The 18,085-nt window shown below is 63.5% G+C and carries 19 protein-coding genes; 13 read left to right on the top strand and 6 right to left on the bottom strand.

The window, feature by feature from the left end:
- Positions 1–2: 2 nt before the first annotated feature.
- The 9 genes from AC27VQ_RS01905 to AC27VQ_RS01865 all read left to right on the top strand — a co-directional run bounded on the left by AC27VQ_RS01905 (position 3) and on the right by AC27VQ_RS01865 (position 6,718).
- Positions 3–938 (top strand): sugar phosphate isomerase/epimerase family protein, encoded by a 936-nt coding sequence (locus tag AC27VQ_RS01905; RefSeq protein ID WP_488714972.1) that lies wholly within the window; start codon positions 3–5, stop codon positions 936–938.
- 72 nt (positions 939–1,010) lie between these two features.
- Entirely contained in the window at positions 1,011–1,955 is a 945-nt protein-coding gene (locus AC27VQ_RS01900; protein ID WP_488714971.1) for a sugar-binding transcriptional regulator, read from the top strand.
- A gap of 79 nt (positions 1,956–2,034) precedes the next feature.
- Complete coding sequence (locus tag AC27VQ_RS01895; RefSeq protein ID WP_488714970.1) at positions 2,035–2,808, top strand: DeoR/GlpR family DNA-binding transcription regulator; 774 nt, start codon at positions 2,035–2,037, stop codon at positions 2,806–2,808.
- Positions 2,805–3,575: a triose-phosphate isomerase gene (locus tag AC27VQ_RS01890; RefSeq protein WP_488714969.1), complete on the top strand. Its 771-nt coding sequence runs from the start codon at positions 2,805–2,807 to the stop codon at positions 3,573–3,575. The genes AC27VQ_RS01895 and AC27VQ_RS01890 overlap by 4 nt, the downstream gene beginning before the upstream one ends.
- A 15-nt stretch (positions 3,576–3,590) precedes the next feature.
- A complete protein-coding gene (derI, locus tag AC27VQ_RS01885; protein ID WP_488714968.1) occupies positions 3,591–4,049 on the top strand; it encodes a D-erythrulose-4-phosphate isomerase in 459 nt (152 codons plus the stop codon).
- A gap of 484 nt (positions 4,050–4,533) precedes the next feature.
- The gene (gene minC, locus AC27VQ_RS01880; protein ID WP_488714967.1) at positions 4,534–5,289 is read left to right on the top strand and encodes a septum site-determining protein MinC; all 756 of its coding nucleotides are present in this window, start codon (positions 4,534–4,536) and stop codon (positions 5,287–5,289) included.
- Between the two features lie 28 nt (positions 5,290–5,317).
- Complete coding sequence (gene minD / locus AC27VQ_RS01875; protein WP_313532030.1) at positions 5,318–6,133, top strand: septum site-determining protein MinD; 816 nt, start codon at positions 5,318–5,320, stop codon at positions 6,131–6,133.
- Complete coding sequence (minE, locus tag AC27VQ_RS01870; protein ID WP_313532028.1) at positions 6,130–6,393, top strand: cell division topological specificity factor MinE; 264 nt, start codon at positions 6,130–6,132, stop codon at positions 6,391–6,393. The genes minD and minE overlap by 4 nt, the downstream gene beginning before the upstream one ends.
- 136 nt (positions 6,394–6,529) lie before the next feature.
- Positions 6,530–6,718: a hypothetical protein gene (locus tag AC27VQ_RS01865; RefSeq protein ID WP_313532026.1), complete on the top strand. Its 189-nt coding sequence runs from the start codon at positions 6,530–6,532 to the stop codon at positions 6,716–6,718.
- A 36-nt stretch (positions 6,719–6,754) separates the two neighbouring features.
- Here AC27VQ_RS01865 and AC27VQ_RS01860 read toward each other — a convergent pair whose 3' ends face one another.
- From AC27VQ_RS01860 to AC27VQ_RS01840, 5 genes are read right to left on the bottom strand one after another with little or no spacing between them, the layout of a single operon-like run.
- Complete coding sequence (locus AC27VQ_RS01860; protein ID WP_488714966.1) at positions 6,755–7,732, bottom strand: phosphotransferase enzyme family protein; 978 nt, start codon at positions 7,730–7,732, stop codon at positions 6,755–6,757.
- Positions 7,733–7,736: 4 nt separating this feature from the next.
- Positions 7,737–9,020, bottom strand: a complete 1,284-nt coding sequence (locus AC27VQ_RS01855; RefSeq protein ID WP_488714965.1) for an aspartate aminotransferase family protein — start codon at positions 9,018–9,020, stop codon at positions 7,737–7,739.
- A 1-nt stretch (position 9,021) separates the two neighbouring features.
- The gene (locus tag AC27VQ_RS01850; RefSeq protein WP_488714964.1) at positions 9,022–10,380 is read right to left on the bottom strand and encodes an aspartate aminotransferase family protein; all 1,359 of its coding nucleotides are present in this window, start codon (positions 10,378–10,380) and stop codon (positions 9,022–9,024) included.
- 12 nt (positions 10,381–10,392) lie between these two features.
- Entirely contained in the window at positions 10,393–11,037 is a 645-nt protein-coding gene (locus AC27VQ_RS01845; protein WP_488714963.1) for an HAD family hydrolase, read from the bottom strand.
- On the bottom strand, positions 11,034–12,290 hold the full coding sequence (locus AC27VQ_RS01840; RefSeq protein ID WP_488714962.1) for a Tm-1-like ATP-binding domain-containing protein: 1,257 nt from the start codon (positions 12,288–12,290) through the stop codon (positions 11,034–11,036). The genes AC27VQ_RS01845 and AC27VQ_RS01840 overlap by 4 nt, the downstream gene beginning before the upstream one ends.
- Before the next feature lie 303 nt (positions 12,291–12,593).
- Here AC27VQ_RS01840 and AC27VQ_RS01835 point away from each other — a divergent pair, with 303 nt between their 5' ends.
- Positions 12,594–14,000: a pyridoxal phosphate-dependent decarboxylase family protein gene (locus AC27VQ_RS01835; RefSeq protein ID WP_488714961.1), complete on the top strand. Its 1,407-nt coding sequence runs from the start codon at positions 12,594–12,596 to the stop codon at positions 13,998–14,000.
- 18 nt (positions 14,001–14,018) lie between these two features.
- Here the strand turns inward: AC27VQ_RS01835 and hpaR are convergent, their stop codons facing one another.
- On the bottom strand, positions 14,019–14,519 hold the full coding sequence (gene hpaR, locus AC27VQ_RS01830; protein ID WP_488714960.1) for a homoprotocatechuate degradation operon regulator HpaR: 501 nt from the start codon (positions 14,517–14,519) through the stop codon (positions 14,019–14,021).
- A gap of 130 nt (positions 14,520–14,649) precedes the next feature.
- Between hpaR and AC27VQ_RS01825 the strand changes: the two genes are divergently transcribed.
- The 3 genes from AC27VQ_RS01825 (at position 14,650) to AC27VQ_RS01815 (ending at position 18,041) form a co-directional block, all read left to right on the top strand.
- The gene (locus tag AC27VQ_RS01825) at positions 14,650–15,342 is read left to right on the top strand and encodes a fumarylacetoacetate hydrolase family protein (RefSeq protein ID WP_488714959.1); all 693 of its coding nucleotides are present in this window, start codon (positions 14,650–14,652) and stop codon (positions 15,340–15,342) included.
- Between the two features lie 252 nt (positions 15,343–15,594).
- Positions 15,595–16,641 (top strand): LacI family DNA-binding transcriptional regulator, encoded by a 1,047-nt coding sequence (locus AC27VQ_RS01820; protein WP_488714958.1) that lies wholly within the window; start codon positions 15,595–15,597, stop codon positions 16,639–16,641.
- Between the two features lie 143 nt (positions 16,642–16,784).
- The gene (locus AC27VQ_RS01815; RefSeq protein ID WP_409530336.1) at positions 16,785–18,041 is read left to right on the top strand and encodes an ABC transporter substrate-binding protein; all 1,257 of its coding nucleotides are present in this window, start codon (positions 16,785–16,787) and stop codon (positions 18,039–18,041) included.
- Positions 18,042–18,085: the final 44 nt, after the last annotated feature.

The raw sequence follows: 18,085 nt of genomic DNA, 5'->3' as shown, positions 1-18,085 counted from the left end.
CCATGCCGCTGACGCTCTCGCTCAACACCAATCCGCTGGTCAACCGCTTCGCCGATCCCGACGACCTCATCGAAACGGTCGCGCGCGACCTGAAGCTGCGCGACCTTCAGCTCACCCACGAATTCATCAATCCGAGCTGGAACGCCGCGACGATTCGCCGGCTGACCCGCCAGATGGACAAGGCCCTTCAGCGCACCGGCGTGCGCGTCACCTCGGGCATGACCGGCCCCTATGGCCGCCTCAACCATTTCGGCCATCCCGATGCGGACGTGCGCCGCTACTATGTCGATTGGTTCAAGACCTTCGCCGATATCATCGGCGATCTCGGCGGCACCTCCGTCGGCACGCAGTTCGCCATCTTCACCTACAAGGATTTCGACGATCCGGTCCGCCGCGAGGAATTGATCCAGATCGCCGTGGATTGCTGGGCGGAGGTTGCCGATCACGCCAAGGGCGCCGGCCTCTCCTATGTCTTCTGGGAGCCGATGAGCATCGGCCGTGAATTCGGCGAAACCATTGCCGAATGCATCAAGCTCCAGGACCGGCTGACCGCCGCCGGCATGGCCATTCCCATGTGGATGATGGCCGATATCGACCATGGTGACGTGACGTCCAGCAACCCCGACGACTTTGAGCCCTATGCCTGGGCGCGCGCCGTCCCGAAGATCTCGCCGATCATCCACATCAAGCAGAGCCTGATGGACAAGGGCGGCCACCGCCCCTTTACAGCGGAATTCAACGCCAAAGGCCGTATCCAGCCGGAACCGCTGCTGAAAGCCTTCGCCGAGGGCGGTGCTGTCGACAACGAGATCTGCCTGGAACTCTCCTTCAAGGAACGCGAGCCGAACGACCGGCAGGTCATTCCGCAGATCGCCGAAAGCATCGCCTTCTGGGCGCCGCATATCGATACCGGTGCATCCGATCTCAAGCTGGGCTGACCGCATCCGGGCTGCTTGCTAAGACTGGATGGAAAACCGCTTCCGGTTGCTGAGCAGGACAGGACATCGCCGATGACCGACAATGAAGATTCCCTCGCCGTCCGTGCCGCCTGGCTGCACTATATCGGGGGCTTCACCCAGTCCGCCGTGGCCAAGCGCCTCGGCATTCCCTCGGTGAAGGCGCACCGGCTGATCGCGCGCGCGGTCGCCGAGGGCGTGGTGAAGGTCAGCATCGATGGCGATATCGCCGAATGCGTCAATCTCGAAGTCGAACTCTCCAAGCGCTACGGGCTCGATTATTGCGAAGTCGCGCCCGATGTCGACGACGATGCGCTGGCGCTGACGACGCTCGGCCATGTCGGCGCGGATTTCCTGCGGCGCGAGATCGAGCGTGGCGAAGTCGCCGTCATCGGCCTTGGCCATGGGCGAACGCTGTCGGCCGCCGTGCATCATCTGCCGCGCATCAGCGCCAGCGGCACGCGCTTCGTCTCGCTGCTCGGCGGCCTCACCCGCAACTATGCGGCCAATCCCTACGATGTCATGCACCGGCTTGCGGCCAAGACCGGCACGCAGGCCTATGTGATGCCCGTGCCCTTCTTCGCCAATACGGAGGAGGATCGCGAGGTCCTGCTGTCCCAGCGCGGCGTTAGCGAGGTCTTCAACCTCGCCCGCAGCGCCGATCTCAAGCTCGTGGGCATCGGTACGGTCGACAACCAGGCCCATCTCGTCACATCGGGCATGCTGCAACCGAACGAGCTGGAGGAGATCCGGGCGCTCGGTGGCGTCGGTGAACTGCTCGGGCACTTCTTCGACAGCAAGGGCCGCATTCTTGAGACATCGGTGACGGCGCGCACGCTCGCCGTTTCCTTTTCGGAAGCCGGCGGCGACCGGGTCGTCGCCATCGCCGGCGGCCGCTCCAAGACGGAGGCGATCCGCGCCGTCCTGCACAGCCACAAGCTCCACGGACTGATCACGGATGAACGGACGGCGCGCGTGCTGCTGCAAAGCTCCGCATAGAAAAATCACAAAATCACAATTTCAATGTTATAATCTGTCGAAAATGGTGTTATAGAATTTCGGACAGCGGGAGGACGCGGTGAAACGGGAAGAGCGCAGGCAGGAGATCATCAATCTGCTCGTCGAAAGCCGGGCCGTCGAACTCGATGATATCGCTGAGCGTTTCGGCGTCTCCAAGATGACCATCCACCGTGACCTCGACGATCTCGAACGGGCCGGCGTGCTGCGCAAGGTGCGCGGCGGCGCGACGATCGATGCCGGCACGCAGTTCGAAAGCGACTTCCGCTTCCGCGAATTGCAGGAGGCCGACGTCAAGCGCGCGCTGGCCGAGACGGCCGCAGAGCTTGTCGAGCCCGGCATGACCGTGATGATCAATGATGGCTCGATGGCCTCGGTGCTCGGCGATGTGCTCGCGGAGAAGAAGCCGATCACCATCATCACCAACAATGCGGCGATCATGGAGCGCGCCAAGGGCCTTTCCGGCGTGACGCTGATTTCCGTCGGCGGCGTCTATTCCGCGAAGTTCAACGCCTATTTCGGCATCGTCACGGAAGAAGCCCTGTCGCGCCTGCGCGCCGACATCGCCTTCATCTCGGCCCCTGCGGCATCGGGCCGCCTCGCCTACCACATGGACGAGGCCGTGGTGCGCACCAAGCGGGCGATGATGGCCTCCAGCCGCCAGACCTGCCTCATGATCAACAACAGGCGCTTCGGCAATACGGCACTGCATGTGCTCGCCGATCTCGCCGATTTCGACACCGTCGTTTCAGACAAGAACCTGCCCCACGATACATCCGCCGAACTCACCGATGGCAAGACCGTGGTGCGCATCGCGAAGGAGACAACACCATGAGCCAGGGCAGGAACTTCTGGGTCGGCACGAGCTGGAAGATGAACAAGACGCTTGCCGAGGCGAAAGTCTTCGCCGAGGGCCTGAAGGCCGCCGATGGCGGCCGCAATCCCCGCATCCAGCGTTTCGTCATCCCGTCCTTCACCGCCGTGCGCGAGGTCAAGGCGCTGCTCGCCGACACCTCCGTCAAGGTCGGCGCGCAGAACATGCATTGGGCCGATGAGGGTGCCTGGACCGGCGAAGTCTCGCCGGTCATGCTGAAGGATTGCAACCTTGACCTCGTCGAGCTCGGCCATTCCGAACGCCGCGAACATTTCGGCGAGACGGACGAGACGGTCGGTCTAAAGACGGAAGCCGCGGTGCGTCACGGCCTCGTGCCGCTGATCTGCATCGGCGAGACGCTGGCCGATCGCGAAAGCGGTCGTGCGGACGAAGTGCTCGCCAGGGAAGTGCGCGGCGCCCTCGGCAAGCTCCAGGGCGCCCAGAAACAGGCCGAAATCCTGCTCGCCTACGAACCCGTCTGGGCGATCGGCGAAAACGGCATTCCCGCCACCGCCGATTACGCCAATGCCCGCCATGCGGAAATCGCAAAGGTGGCGGAAGACGTGCTTGGCCGGCGCATTCCCTGCCTCTATGGCGGCTCGGTGAACCCGCAGAACTGCGAAGAACTGATCGCCTGCCCCGACATCGACGGGCTCTTCATCGGCCGTTCCGCCTGGAAGATTGAAGGCTATCTCGAAATCCTGGCGCGCTCAGCCGCCACCATCTGAAGAAGGAGAATTCTCATGAAACTCGCGATTGCCGGTGACAGTGCGGGCGAAGGCCTCGCCAAGATCCTTGCCGACCACCTGAAGGCCAGCCACGACGTGCACGAAATCTCGCGCACCGATGCCGGCCCGGATGCCTTCTATGCCACCCTCTCCGACCGCGTCGCCTCGGCCATCATCGCCGGCGAATACGACCGCGCGATCCTCGTCTGCGGCACCGGCATCGGCGTCTGCATCTCGGCCAACAAGGTGCCCGGCATCCGCGCCGCGCTGACGCACGACACCTATTCGGCCGAACGCGCCGCCCTTTCCAACAACGCCCAGATCATCACCATGGGCGCCCGCGTCATCGGCTCGGAACTGGCCAAGGCCATCGCCGACGCCTACCTCGCCCAGACGTTTGACGAAAATGGCCGCTCGGCCGGCAACGTCCAGGCGATCAACGAAGTCGACGCCAAGTACAACGCCGGCAAATAAGGCCGGCATCGGGCCGGCGCATTTGAATGGTTGCGCCGGTCTGAGCGACGCGAATCGCTGCCTCCCGAAGGCAACACCGAATCATCTTTCAGACGCGCGATTGCCCTGCATCCCGGCGGCTTCGGACAGGACGTGGTTGGCCGCAGGCCTTTCAGTCTGTCCATCCGGCGCCCCATGGCGGCCGGCGGCTCTTGCATGAGTCGAATCCCCCTATCCTCCCAGAAGCCATAGCTGCATCATCAGGTCGATTTGCTCGCGGCCCTGACGGCGGGCATGAGACGCTCTATTTCCAGTAATTTTAAAAACCGATTTATTTTCAATACTTTAAACCAAAACACGGATGTATGCTCCACCCTGGCTGCGTTCCCGCACGCCCGCAAAACAGCACATTGTGGCGCGGCATGCCTCGCACCAGCCAGCGCTGTAAATTAACCATTTGTTAACCATTTCACAGCTACACCGGAGCAACCGAAAATTAACCAAGATGACTGACGTGTTAACTCAACCCCGGCCGATCCGCCTCAAGGGGCGCTCCTTCCTTGCGCTCGCATTGACCCCAGAGCTGCCTGTCCAGGACTGGCTGGTGCGGCTTGACGATCTGGCCGCCCGTTCGGCCGGGTTCTTCCTGCGCCGGCCCGTCGTGCTCGACATCGACGGGCTGGATATCGACCGTCAGGAACTGCGCGATCTCGTCAGCGAGCTCTCGACCCGCAATGTGCGCGTCATGGGCATCGAGGGCGCCCGCACCTCGCAGCTCGGCCCGGACATGCCGCCCGCCATGACCGACGGCCGCCCGGCCGCCGATTTCGAGGCGCCTGCGACAGACGAGAAGACCGTTTCCAAGAAGGCGAAATCTGCCGATCCGGTAGAGAACGTCGTGGTCGAACAGGTTGCCACGCCCGCGACGGTCACGCCTTCGCTCGTCGTCTCGCGGCCCGTGCGCTCGGGACAGTCGATCTTCTTCCCGGAAGGCGATGTCACCATCATCGGCTCGGTCGCCTCCGGCGCGGAAGTCGTTGCCGGCGGCTCGATCCATGTCTATGGCCCGCTGCGCGGCCGCGCAATGGCCGGCACGACGGGCAATGCATCCGCGCGCATCTTCTGCCGCAAGCTGGAGGCGGAACTGATCGCCATCGACGGTTTCTACAAGACCGCCGACGACATGGAAGAGAACCTGCGCGGCAAGCCGGCGCAGATCTGGCTCGAAGGCGAAACCATCACGGCCGCGACACTCGGCTGAACGGAATTCCCAACCACTGGAGAGGTACATGGGTAAGGTAATCGTTGTCACATCGGGCAAGGGCGGCGTCGGCAAGACGACGTCGTCGGCAGCCCTCGGCGCCGCGCTGGCGCAGAGCGGCGAAAAGGTCGTGGTCGTGGATTTCGACGTCGGCCTGCGCAATCTCGATCTCGTCATGGGTGCGGAACGCCGCGTCGTCTATGACCTCGTCAACGTCATCCAGGGCGAAGCCAAGCTCACCCAGGCGCTGATCCGCGACAAGCGCGTCGAGACGCTCTACCTGCTGCCGGCCTCCCAGACCCGCGACAAGGACAATCTCACGCCCGAAGGCGTCGAGAAGGTCATCGCGGCACTGAAGAACGCCTTCGACTGGGTTATCTGCGACAGCCCGGCAGGCATCGAGCGCGGTGCGACGCTGGCCATGCGCCATGCGGACGTCGCCATCGTCGTGACGAACCCGGAAGTGTCGTCCGTTCGCGACTCCGACCGCATCATCGGCCTGCTCGATTCCAAGACGCTGAAGGCCGAAAACGGCGAGCGCGTCGAAAAGCACCTGCTGCTCACCCGCTACGACGCCGTGCGCGCCGAGCGCGGCGACATGCTGAAGGTCGACGACGTGCTGGAAATCCTCTCCATCCCGCTGCTCGGCATCATTCCCGAGAGCATGGACGTGCTGCGCGCCTCCAATGTCGGCGCCCCCGTGACGCTCGCCGACACCCGCAGCGCCCCCGCACTTGCCTATTTCGAAGCGACGCGCCGCCTGAAGGGCGAAAACCTGCCGATCACCATTCCCGGCGACAAGCGCGGATTCTTCGGCAAGATCTTCGGAAGGAAGGCGGCATGAACCTGTTCCGCTTCTTTTCCAAGGGCCAATCGGCACCGGCCGCGCGCGAGCGGCTGCAGGTGCTGCTCGCCCACGAGCGCGCCGCCACCGGCGACATCGACCTCGTCAACAAGCTGCGCGACGAAATCCTGAAGGCGATTTCCAAGCATATGCAGGTCGATGACGAGAAGGTCTCGATCAAGATGGAACGCGGTCCGCAGGTTTCGACGCTCGCCGTCGACATCGAGATCCCGTTCGACGCCGGCAAGAAAGCCGCCTGACGCAACACAATTCAACTGCCGCGCCCCTGAAGGATCCGCGGTGTCGGGCAACCCCGAAGAAGGACCACAACCCGGACCATCGGCCGCTTTGAAGAGGCCGGAGCCGCATTCTTAAACCACTGAAAAGGAGATCGTCATGAGCCGTTTAGCGTTACTGGAGAGACTGAAAGTCGCCCAGAAGATGCCCAAGTACCAGGGCCGTGACATCACCACGATCAGCGCCATCCTCTCCAATCAGGCGCTGACACGGCATGTGGAAGTATGCGAGCAGGGGGCCGGAATCGTGCACCAGCCTTCGGGCAACCCCATCCAGCATCAGGCTTGAAACTGAAACAACCCCGCTCCGGCGGGGTTGTCGTTTTCAGAGACCCAGATCCGCCGCCAGAGAGCGCACGTCGGCGACGTAGCGTTTCAGGCGGGCGGCGTTGTCGGCAAGGTCGGGCCTCGCGGCGGCCCAGCCGATATAGGTGAGCGCGCGCAGGAGCAGGAAGAGCGGAAGATGCTCGAATTCCGACTGCGCTTGCGGCCGGATCGCGGCATAGCCTTCGAGCAGGGCCTCCCGCAGCGCCGGATAGGACGGCTCGCGCCGGTTGCGCAGAAGCGCCGTCGCCAGATCGAACAGACGGAAGCCGAAGCCGCAATCGTCGAAATCGATGAAGGCGACCGCATTTTTGCGCACGAAAATGTTTTCGCGCACGATATCGGCGTGGATCAGGCCGTAGTCGAGACCGGGGGCAATGGCTGCGAGGCGCGCGATCAGCGTTTCGCGCAGAGCCGTCAGGTAGGCCTGGTCTTCGGCCGGCAGCACGGCGCAATCCCAGAATCGGCCCCAGAACGGTGCCTCGCCGAGCAGGCCGGCGGCATCCCAGGCCGGGCGTTCGAAACCGACCGGCTGGCGAAAGGCATCGGCAGCACCATGCAGCAGCGCGAGTTCCCGGCCGATGGCGCGGAAGATCGCCTGAAGGTCGCGGCCTTCCTGAGCAAGCGGAACACCGGTTTCGCCCAGCGGTTCGCCATCGATCCACCCGATGAGATCGGCATAGTAAGGCCCGTCGCCAAAGGCGACGAGAAGGGCACCGTTCGCGGCCGGGATCGGCTGCGGCACGGCGAGGCCCCGGTCGCGCAGGTTCGCCATGAAGGCGAGTTCCGAGGCAAGGGCGGCCTGGGAATGATAGGCCGGGCGATGCAGGCGAAGGGCGGCCGGATCGCCCCAGGCGAGCTTCACCTTGAAGACCGCGTTTTCGCGGTACTTGATCAGCTCGGGCACCTGCTCCGGCAGGTCCCAATGGGCAAGGGCTGCAATGGCCCGCTGCGTCAGCATCTCCTCCATGCCGCCCATCGGTTCAGAGCCCGCCCAGCACGTCGTCGAGGGTCGAAAGCATCAGGTCGGCATTGTCCTTAGAGAAGGGCATGGGCGGACGGATCTTCGTGGCATTCTGGTGAATGCCGAGCTTGCCCATCAGCACACCGCGCTCGCGCATGCCGTTGATGACGCGGGTGGCGATATCGGCGGCCGGCGTCTTCTCCGCCCGGTCGAGCACCAGTTCGGCGCCGAAGAAAAGGCCGGAGCCGCGCACATTGCCGATCAGCGCATGCTTCTCCGCAAGCTTTTGCAGGCCTTCCCGCGCATAGGCACCGACTTCGAGCGCATTCGCCTGAAGTTTCTCGTCTTCCAGCACATCGAGAACGGCCATGGCCGCGGCGCAGGAGACGGGATTGCCGCCAAAAGTGTTGAAGTAGCGAAACGCCTTGCGGAAGGCGTTCAGCGTCTCGGCGCTCGCAACGACACCGCCGACCGGGTGGCCATTGGCCATCGGCTTGCCGAGCGTGACGACGTCGGGGACGATGCCCGCCTTCTGATGGCCCCACATATGGGTGCCGGTGCGGCCGAAACCGGGCTGCACCTCGTCGCAGATGACCAGGCCGCCAGCCTTGCGCACTGCCGCCACGGCCGGCGCAAGGAAATTCTCCGGCAGGTCGGGAAAGCCTTCATTGGCGAAGAAGGGATCGATGATCAGCGCGGAAAAGCCGAAGGGGCTTTCTTGCAGGGAGGCGATCGCCTCCTCCACCTTCGTCGCCCAGGCCGTTGCGAAAGCCGCGCCACCCTCGCTGCCGAGCGGACGATAGGCATCCGGGGCCGGCACATGACGGACATGGCCGCCATAGCCGCCGACCGGCGGCATGCGAGTGGAAAGCTGCGACACGGCCGTCGTGTTGCCGTGATAGGTGAAGTCGGTGGCGATCACGCCCGTCTTGCCGGTCACGGCCTGCGCCATGCGCAGCGCCACATCGTTCGCCTCGCTGCCGGTGCAGGTGAGGATAGCGGTATCGAGGCTCCCGTCAAAGGTCCCCGTCAGGCGCTCGACATAATCGAGAATGCCTTCGTGCAGGTAGCGGGTATGGGTGTTGAGCGTCGAGGCCTGCCGGCAGATCGCCTCCACCACGCGCGGATGACAATGGCCGACATGCGGCACATTGTTGTAGCAGTCGAGATATTTCTTCCCGTCCGCATCCCACAGCCACACACCCTCGCCCTTCACGAGGTGGACCGGATCCTCGTAGAAGAGCGACATGTTGCGGCCGAGCAGTTTTTCGCGCCGCGCGCGCAGAGCCTCCTCGCCCGCCATCTTATTTGCCTTCCGCCGCGCTGAGACCTTCATCGAGCGCCGAGACGATCTTCTGAACGTCGGCGGCAGTGATGATGAGCGGCGGCGAGATGATGACATTGGCGCCCGACGTGCGCACCATGACGCCGGCCTCGTAAGCCGTATCGTAAACCTTCTGCACCACGTCCTTTGCGGCCGCGCTCTTCTTGGCGCGGTCGGATACGAGCTCCAGCGCCGCCATCAGACCCATGCCTCTGATATCGCCGACCAGTTCGTGCTTCGCCTTCAGACCTTCGAGGCCGGCCATCAGCTCGACGCCGCGGGCGGCGGCATTGGCGGCCGTGTTGACCTTGGCGGTTTCCTTGAGCGTCGCAAGGGCGGCAGCGGCACCGACCGGGTGGCCGGAATAGGTGTAGCCGTGGCCGATGGCGCCAAAACTGTCCTTGTTGCTTTCGAAGGCCGTCGCGACCTTGTCGGAGATCATCACGGCGCCGAAGGGGAAGTAGCCGTTGGTGATGGCCTTTGCAGTCGTCATCATGTCGGGCTTGACCCCCCAGCCGCGCGAGCCGGTCCAGGCGCCGGTGCGGCCGAAGGCGGTGATGACCTCGTCGGCGATGAGCAGGATGCCGTGTTTGTCGCAGATGGCGCGCATCAGCGGCATGAAGGTCTCATGCGGCACGATCACGCCGCCGGCACCCAGCACCGGTTCCATGATGAAGGCGGCGATGGTGTCGGCGCCCTGGAAGGCCACCTCGTCCTCGAACTGGCGGGCGATCGCCTGCGCGATCTCGGCCGGATCGGTCGTGTTGAAGGGGTTGCGGTAGGGGAAGGGTGCGGCAAGGTGGAAGACGCCGGGCAGCAGAGGCTCGTAGTTGCGGCGGAAATTGGCATTGCCGTTGACCGAGGCGCCGCCGAAATGCGTGCCGTGATAGCCCTTCTTCAGCGCCACGAATTTCGTGCGCTCCGGCTGACCGTTGATCTTGTGGTACTGCCGCGCGAGCCTGAGCGCGGTCTCCACCGAATCCGACCCACCCGAGGTGAAAAAGGAGCGCGTCAGGCCGTCTTCCTTGAAGAATTCGGCAAGCTCATAGGAAAGCTCGATCAGCGGCGAATTGGTCGTGCCGCGGAAGGTGGAATAGTAGGGTAGCGCGTCGAGCTGGTCGCGGATCGCCTGCTTCACGGGCTCGCAGGAATAACCGAGATTGACGTTCCACAGGCCACCGACGGCATCCAGCACCGTCTTGCCGTGGATATCCACCACCTCGACGCCCGCGCCGCCATTGATGATGCGCGGCGGCTTGGCCTGCATTTCGGCGGGATGCGCCATGGGGTGCCAGAGATGGCGGGCGTTGTTTTCGATCAGGAAGTTGGAATCGCGCATGGGGATATCCTTTCAGAGTCCAAGCATTTTCAGCGCTTGCGCATAGGATTGCGCGGGCTGGAGCACGTCGAAATGCACATAGGGTAGGTTCACGGCAGCCGCGCCCGCGATATTCTTCAACTGGTCATCGACGAACACGCAGTCGGCGCGGTCGATGCCGACCTCGGCGATCACCTGTTCATAGGCGCGCGGATCGGGCTTCAATATCTTAGTATAGGTGGCATCGACGATGACGTCGAAAAGCTCGATCAGCGGGAAGCGCTTGCGGAACTCGACGCCGTAGAAGAGGTCGAGTTCGTTGGAGAGGATGGCGAGCGTCAGGCCGGCCTCCTTCGCCTTCAGGATCGCGTCGCGCGCTTCCGGGCGCAGCACCAGCTCGGCATCCGCGCCACGGGCGCGCTGCACGAAGGTCTTCATATCCGTCCAGTCTTCGCCGAGCATCGCGCCCACTTCGCGGGTGCGGGTCATCCAGTAGTCGCGCTCGGTGATCTCGCGCGCCTGCATGGACACCCAGAGCGGGTCGGTCGAAGGATCGAACGGACCACGCCAGGTCAAAGTGCCTGCCGGCAGGCCCAGCGCACGTTCGGTGATGTCATGCGTCTCGAACAGCGTGCGGGTGACGACCCCACCGAAATCGAGGATCAATGCCTTGCTCATGCGATGCGCCCTTTTACGACGATGCCCTCGACGACCCAGCGATCAAAGACTTCCAAAGCCTTCACGGCAAAGTCGGGGGCGTTGATATGCGTATCCACTTCCTCAAAGGTGACGCTTGCCGGCATGGCCTTGCGCATCTCGTCGAGAAAGGCCTCGAGGGCGGCGGGCTCGTGCAGCGGCTCACCCTCCTGATCCCATTCCTGAATGCCCTGCGTCGGCAGGAGGAAAGCGACCGGGGCCATGGCGCCGGCCATCTTGGCGGCGACGACGCGGGCGACGTCGCGGCGCTGTTCCGGCGAGACGGTGACGGAGGCGATCAGCCGGTTGTGGGCATGATAGGGGCGCCCGACAAAGCGCGCGGGTGTGTCCTGCCAGGCGGGCATGTCCACCATGTCGACGGCGCCAGGCGCGACGATCTGCGGAATGCCGGCACGGCCGGCATTTTCCAGGCGATCCGGGCCCGAAGTGACGACCGAGCCGTTTTCCGCATTGGTGACTTCCTGGATGCAGAAATCGAAGACGGCGGCAAAGCCCCGGTCGGCGGCCACAGCCTCATAGGCGCGGCCGCCCATGCCGGTGGAATGGAAGACGGCGACGTCGTAGCCGCGCTTTTCCAGCTCCGGCTTGAGGAATTTCATATATTTGAGGCAGGAGGAGCCGAGCGAGGTCATGCCAATCAGCGGCCGCGCACGGTCCGGCCGTTCGGCCGCCTTCGCCGCGCCGACGACGGCGCCGCAGGCCTGCGATAACACCGCCCGGCAGATCGGGTTCAGCCCATAGAGCCCGCCGGCCCACAGGATCATCATGAGGTCGGGCGCGATGCGCTCCGGCGGCAGGAGATGAGAGTAGGCGATGGTGGAGACGATGAATTTCGGCACGCCGAGCGGCAGCACGGCGGCAACGTCAAGCGCGAGATCCGTGCCGAGCGAACCGCCGAGCGCGATCATGCCATCGACCTCACCGGCCTCGGAGAGCCCGCGCACCAGCGCGGCCGCCCCCTTCGCCATCAAGGACATGGCGGTGTTTTCATCGCCGCTGTCGATGATGTTCTGAATGCTCGTGCCCGCGGCGCTCGCGATATCATGCTTGGAATGCGCGGGGGCATAGGGCGGCTCGCCGAGTACGCTGACATCGACCATGACGGCAACACCGCCGGCCGTGCCGATGATCTCGGCCATGAACAGCAATTCCTCGCTCTTGGTGTCGCCGGTACCGATCACCAGAATCTTCGGCGGACGGGCGCTCAGGCTCATCAACCATTCCTCCTTGTTGTTATGACAGGCCCTGCCAGGACATCCATTGGTCCTTCCGGCGTCAAGCCCGACCTGCCCATCCCGCCCCTCCGGCGGCACGGCAGATTACTTAACATGCGAATTAATCTGACAAGAAACGAAACGCATTGCAAGTCTATATTTGAAGCGACGGTTCATATAATGAACCCTGAATGCACTCGCTTGATATTTAACATATTTAGTATTTCATCCCCAGACACGCGTGAGGGGCATTGCAATTGCGCATCCGACCGCCGAGAAAGGCAACCGGACAGGGAGTGAGACATGGACAGCGAAGAATTCCGTCAATGGTCGCGAACGGTGGCCGATTGGGGTGCGGACTATCGTGCCGGACTGCGCGAGCGGCCGGTCCGCGCGCAGACGCAACCGGGCGACATTTTCAGGCAGATTGCCGTCGCGGCACCGGAGGCCGGTGAAGCAATGGAGGCGATCTTCGCGGATTTCGAGCGCATCATTCCCGATGGCCTGACCCATTGGCAGCATCCGCGCTTCTTCGCCTATTTCCCGGCCAATGCCGCGCCGGTCTCGGTGATTGCCGATTACCTCGTGACCTCGGTGGCCGCGCAATGCATGCTGTGGCAGACATCCCCCGCCGCTACCGAACTGGAAACCCGCGTCGTCGACTGGCTGCGCCAGGCGATGGGCCTGCCGGACGGTTTTGCCGGCGTCATCCAGGATTCCGCCTCCACCGCAACGCTTGCCGCCGTCCTCGTGATGCGTGAGAAGGCGCTCGGCTGGAAGGGCAACAGCGAAGGGCTTGCCGCGCACAAGGCCGTGCGCGTCTATGCCTCGAAACAGGTGCACACCTCCATCGACCGGGCGATCTGGATTGCCGGCATCGGCGAGGCGAACCTCGTGCGCATCCCGACCAAGGGCCTGCTCAACGGCATGGATCCGGAAGCGCTCGACGCCGCCATCAAGGCCGATCTCGCCGCCGGCCATATCCCGGCCGGCGTCATCGCCTGCACCGGCGGCACCTCGATCGGCGCCTGCGACCCGATCCGAGACGTTGCCGCCGTCGTCAAGGCGCATGGCCTCTACCTGCATGTCGATGCGGCCTGGGCGGGCTCGGCGATGATCTGCCCGGAATTCCGCACGCTCTGGGACGGCGTCGAGCAGGCCAATTCGATCGTCTTCAACCCGCACAAATGGCTTGGCGCCAATTTCGACTGCTCGGTGCAGTTCATCAGGAGCCCCGAGGATCAGGTGCGCACGCTCGCCATCCAGCCGGAATATCTCAAGACCCACGGCCATGACGGCATCATCAACTATTCGGAATGGTCCGTGCCGCTCGGCCGCCGGTTCCGCGCGCTGAAACTGTGGTTCCTGATGCGCTATCACGGGCTGGAAGGCCTGCGCACGATGATCCGCAACCATGTCGCCTGGTCCGAGGAACTGGCCGAACGCCTTGCAAAGGAGCCGGATTTCGAGATCGTCAGCGCGCCGGTCCTGTCGCTGTTCTCCTTCCGCCACACGGGCGGCACGGATGCCGACCAGCACAATATCGCACTCACCAATGCCATCAACGACGACGGCCGCATCTATCTCACACAGACACGCGTGGACGGCCGCATCGCCATCCGCTTCCAGGCCGGCCAGTTCGAGATGACGCGCGACGACGCGGACACGGCTTTCGCCGTGATCACCGAAATCGCCCGCAGATTGACGTAAGCCCTCGCGGCGGCGGGGTTATTCCTCGCCGCCCGCCTTGCCCTCGAGCTTGAGGGCGGCCAGTTCTTCCAGCATGTCGAGCAGCTGCTCGACCCGCTCGCCGCCGAAGCGCGCGTCGAGATCGGCATAGACGCGGCGCGAATCCGGCATCACCTCGTCGATAACCGCCTGCCCAGCCGGCTCGAGCCTGAGCAGCACGCGGCGCCCGTCGGCCTTGTCCTTGTGACGGCTGATGAAGCCGCGCTCTTCCAGCGAGCGCAGCATGCGCGTCAGGCTCGGCGCCAGGATGAAGGCCTTCTCCGCCACTTCCGTCGCATCGAGCAGGCCGGCATCCGACAGCGTCCGCAGCACGCGCCATTGCTGCTCCGTCACGTCATGATCGGCGAGAATCGGCCGGAAATGGCTCATGACGGCTTCACGCGCCTTGAGAAGACCGATTGCCAGGGACCGCCGGCGTTCGCGCCGCGGCTTGTCCGTCGTGTTGGGGGTGGCCATGTCCACTGAGGCATCCTTCGTCATTCTGCCTCTATCCGCGATTTTTAGAGTTCGCGCAATCGCAAGCCAGTATAGGCCAGGACGAACGGGTCGATTGCCGCCGGGCGCCATGCTACGGTCCGCCGCAAATCAGCCTCTCGAAAGTGCAGCCGCCATGACCCAAGCCTATGTCTTCGCCCCCGCCGCGGTGCCCACCCTGCCGGTTGACGGCAGCGCGGCGCTTTTTCCGGTGCATCGCATCTATTGCGTCGGCCGCAACTTCGCCGACCATGCCATCGAGATGGGCCATGACCCGGATAAGGAACCGCCGTTCTTCTTCCAGAAGAACCCCGACACGCTGGTGGCACCCGCCGATGGCTTTCCCTACCCCTCCGCCAGCTCGGACGTGCATCATGAAATCGAGCTGGTCGTCGCGCTGAAAAGCGGCGGCAGCGACATTCCGGTCGAAAAGGCACTCGACTGCGTCTTCGGCTATGCCATCGGCCTCGACATGACGCGGCGCGACCTCCAGGCCGAAGCGAAGAAACACGGCCGCCCCTGGGAGGTTGCCAAGGCCTTCGAAAAGTCCGCGCCCTGCGGCCCGCTGCATGCGGCAAGCGCTGTCGGCCCCCTTAGCGAGGGCGCGATCCGGCTCTCGATCAACGGCGCGGTGCGTCAGGACGGCAATCTCAACCAGATGATCTGGAAGGTGCCGGAAATGATCGCCTATCTCTCCCGCCTCTTCACGCTGCAACCCGGCGATTTGATCTTCTCCGGCACGCCGGCCGGCGTCGGGGCCGTACAGCGGGGTGATGTGATGCGCGGTGAAATCGACGGGCTCGGGGCGATCTCAGTCACCGTTCTCTGAGCACGGCGCTCGAAGAGCTTTTACCAGCGCTTTTTACCACCGGCGACGGTTTGGCCATTCCCGCGTCAATCTTTCGTCGCGCCTTGAGAAGATTTTACCGCTTGGTTATACCGGCAAGATACGGCATTCACGCCGTTATCGCCGTCCGGGCGGGTTTTTCGCGCGTCGTGCCGAAGTAAAAATTTACTGAAAGCGATTTCGATTTTCCCAAATCCGTGTCACATTGCGGCGAGCAAGGAACGGAATGTCGGGATGGTGACGATCAAGGAAATCGCCAAGGCCGTCGGGGTCTCCTCCGCTACGGTCTCGCGCGTTTTGAACTACGACCCTGGTTTGTCGATCTCGCCCGTCAAGCGGCAGGCGATCATCGAGACGGCCGAGGCGCTCAATTACGAGACGCCGCGCAACCGCAACAAGGCGAACGGCCCTGTCGCGCCAAGCCTGCTTACCAAACTCGTCATCGTGCATTTCTTGGAGCCGTCGGACGAGATCTCCGACCCCTATTATGTCGGCGTGCGCCTCGGCATCGAAACGCGTTGCCGCGATCTCAAGACGGAGATCGTGAAGGTCTTCCATTCCGACGACCTGCCGGAGGCGGCGCTGCTCGAAAGCGCTTCCGGGGTCATCGTCATCGGCAAACATTCCGATCATGAAATCGCTTGGCTGCGGCAACATGCCCGCCACGTCGTCTTCGCCGATTTCGACCCCAAGAGCGATCATCTCGACAGCGTCTTCTCCGATGTCGGGCTTGCCACGCAAAAGATCCTCGATTCCCTGAAATCCAGCAGCTACAAGCGTGTCGGCTTCATCGGCAGCCATGAGAGCCTGAACGGCAGCGTGCAGCATTTCGCGGAAAAACGCTGCGTCGCCTTCATCGACTGGCAGAAGAAGAACGGCACCTTCGACCCGGACCTCCTGGTGCTCGCCGACTGCTCCAACGGCCAGAGTCTGCGGCTCGACACCGGCTACCGACTCGCCCAGGATCTCCTCGCGCTGGCGGAGCGGCCCGACGTCATCGTCACCTCGAACGACAACATGGCGATCGGCGCCTATCGCGCGTTACAGGAAGCCGGCCTCTCCATCCCCAAGGATATTGCCGTCATCTCCTTCAACGACATCCCCGTCGCGCAGTTCCTCACCCCGCCGCTTACCACCGTGCGCATTCACGGCGAGCATATCGGCGAGACGGCGGTCGACCTGCTGCTGGAACGCCTGTCCGGGCGCAGCTATGGCAAGCAGGTGCGCATCGCCACCGAACTGATCTGGCGCGACAGCTGCCGCAAGCCCTTGGAATTATAATACTTTTCAGATACCTTCGCAGGCGCAATAAATATTTACTAAATTTTCCTTGCGCGTTTCCTGAAATTCGGTAAATCTTCCCTCCGACGGCGGGAGAGGAGATCCCTGCCGCATAGGTTTCTTGGGAGGAAACGATGAACAAGATGATTCTGTCGCGCCTTGCCGCCGGCCTGTTTGCCGGTGCGAGCCTCTTGGCATCCACGGCCGCCTTTGCCGGCGAAGTCACCGTCTGGTGCTGGGACCCGAACTTCAACGTCGCCATTATGAAGGAAGCCGCCGCGCGCTATACGGCGAAGCATCCGGACACGACCTTCAACATCGTCGATTTCGCCAAGGCCGACGTCGAGCAGAAGCTTCAGACGGGCCTGTCTTCCGGCACCACGGACGCTTTGCCGGATATTGTGCTGATCGAAGACTACGGCGCGCAGAAATACCTCCAGTCCTTCCCCGGCGCCTTCGCCGAACTGTCGAGCAAGATCGATTTCTCGGGCTTTGCGCCCTATAAGGTCCAGCTGATGACGCTCGACGGCGCCGTCTACGGCATGCCCTTTGATTCCGGCGTCACCGGCCTCTATTACCGCAAGGACTATCTCGAACAGGCCGGTTTCAAACCCGAGGACATGCAGGACCTGACCTGGGACCGCTTCATCGAGATCGGCAAGGCCGTGGAAGCCAAGACCGGCAAGAAGATGCTCGGCCTCGACGTCAACGATGCTGGCTTCGTCCGCATCCTGATGCAGTCGGCCGGCGGCTGGTATTTCGACAAGGACGGCAACCTGTCCATCGCCGACAATGCCGCGCTGAAGGCCGCGCTCGAAACCGAGCAGAAGATCCTGCAGGCCAATATCCACAAGCCGGCTGCCGGCTGGACGGAATGGGTCAACACCTTTACCTCGGGCGATGTCGCGACCGTCACGACGGGCGTGTGGATCACCGGCACCGTCAAGGCGCAGGCCGACCAGAGCGGCAAATGGGGTGTCGCCCCCATTCCGAAGCTGAATGTCGAGGGCGCAACCCACGCCTCCAACCTCGGCGGCTCCAGCTGGTATGTTACGGCGGGCTCGGCGGAAAAGGACGAGGCGATCGACTTCCTCAATGAGGTCTATGCCAAGGACGTCGATTTCTACCAGAAGATCCTGGCGGATCGCGGCGCCGTCGGCTCGCTGCTCGCCGCCCGCACGGGTGCAGCCTATTCCGAGGCCGACGCCTTCTTCGGCGGCGAAAAGGTCTGGCAGAACTTCTCCGACTGGCTCGCAAAGGTTCCCTCGGTCAATTACGGCGTCTTCACCAACGAGGTGGACACCGCCGTCACGGCACATCTGCCGTCGCTCGGCCAGGGCGCCAATATCGATGAGGTCCTGAAGGCGATCGACAGCCAGGCACAGGGCCAGATCCAGTAAGATCCTCCCGGCGGGCGTCTGACGCCCGCCCCACTGCCGGACCT

The organism is Shinella sp. 20P9.1.1, assembly GCF_057798995.1.
The sequence above is the reverse complement of the archived record's forward strand: the minus strand, read 5'-3'. Positions and strand labels throughout refer to the sequence as shown.

What these genes read in the sequence shown, in the direction of transcription:
- AC27VQ_RS01850 (WP_488714964.1), bottom strand. Translation starts at nt 10,380, where the DNA reads ATGCGCGATTCCAACTTCCTGATCGAAAACAACGCCCGCCATCTCTGG.
- derI (WP_488714968.1), top strand. Translation starts at nt 3,591, where the DNA reads ATGAAACTCGCGATTGCCGGTGACAGTGCGGGCGAAGGCCTCGCCAAG.
- AC27VQ_RS01820 (WP_488714958.1), top strand. Translation starts at nt 15,595, where the DNA reads ATGGTGACGATCAAGGAAATCGCCAAGGCCGTCGGGGTCTCCTCCGCT.
- AC27VQ_RS01825 (WP_488714959.1), top strand. Translation starts at nt 14,650, where the DNA reads ATGACCCAAGCCTATGTCTTCGCCCCCGCCGCGGTGCCCACCCTGCCG.
- minC (WP_488714967.1), top strand. Translation starts at nt 4,534, where the DNA reads ATGACTGACGTGTTAACTCAACCCCGGCCGATCCGCCTCAAGGGGCGC.
- AC27VQ_RS01855 (WP_488714965.1), bottom strand. Translation starts at nt 9,020, where the DNA reads ATGGCGGGCGAGGAGGCTCTGCGCGCGCGGCGCGAAAAACTGCTCGGC.
- AC27VQ_RS01835 (WP_488714961.1), top strand. Translation starts at nt 12,594, where the DNA reads ATGGACAGCGAAGAATTCCGTCAATGGTCGCGAACGGTGGCCGATTGG.
- AC27VQ_RS01890 (WP_488714969.1), top strand. Translation starts at nt 2,805, where the DNA reads ATGAGCCAGGGCAGGAACTTCTGGGTCGGCACGAGCTGGAAGATGAAC.
- AC27VQ_RS01905 (WP_488714972.1), top strand. Translation starts at nt 3, where the DNA reads ATGCCGCTGACGCTCTCGCTCAACACCAATCCGCTGGTCAACCGCTTC.
- AC27VQ_RS01860 (WP_488714966.1), bottom strand. Translation starts at nt 7,732, where the DNA reads ATGGGCGGCATGGAGGAGATGCTGACGCAGCGGGCCATTGCAGCCCTT.
- minE (WP_313532028.1), top strand. Translation starts at nt 6,130, where the DNA reads ATGAACCTGTTCCGCTTCTTTTCCAAGGGCCAATCGGCACCGGCCGCG.
- hpaR (WP_488714960.1), bottom strand. Translation starts at nt 14,519, where the DNA reads ATGACGAAGGATGCCTCAGTGGACATGGCCACCCCCAACACGACGGAC.
- minD (WP_313532030.1), top strand. Translation starts at nt 5,318, where the DNA reads ATGGGTAAGGTAATCGTTGTCACATCGGGCAAGGGCGGCGTCGGCAAG.
- AC27VQ_RS01865 (WP_313532026.1), top strand. Translation starts at nt 6,530, where the DNA reads ATGAGCCGTTTAGCGTTACTGGAGAGACTGAAAGTCGCCCAGAAGATG.
- AC27VQ_RS01840 (WP_488714962.1), bottom strand. Translation starts at nt 12,290, where the DNA reads ATGAGCCTGAGCGCCCGTCCGCCGAAGATTCTGGTGATCGGTACCGGC.
- AC27VQ_RS01845 (WP_488714963.1), bottom strand. Translation starts at nt 11,037, where the DNA reads ATGAGCAAGGCATTGATCCTCGATTTCGGTGGGGTCGTCACCCGCACG.
- AC27VQ_RS01900 (WP_488714971.1), top strand. Translation starts at nt 1,011, where the DNA reads ATGACCGACAATGAAGATTCCCTCGCCGTCCGTGCCGCCTGGCTGCAC.
- AC27VQ_RS01815 (WP_409530336.1), top strand. Translation starts at nt 16,785, where the DNA reads ATGATTCTGTCGCGCCTTGCCGCCGGCCTGTTTGCCGGTGCGAGCCTC.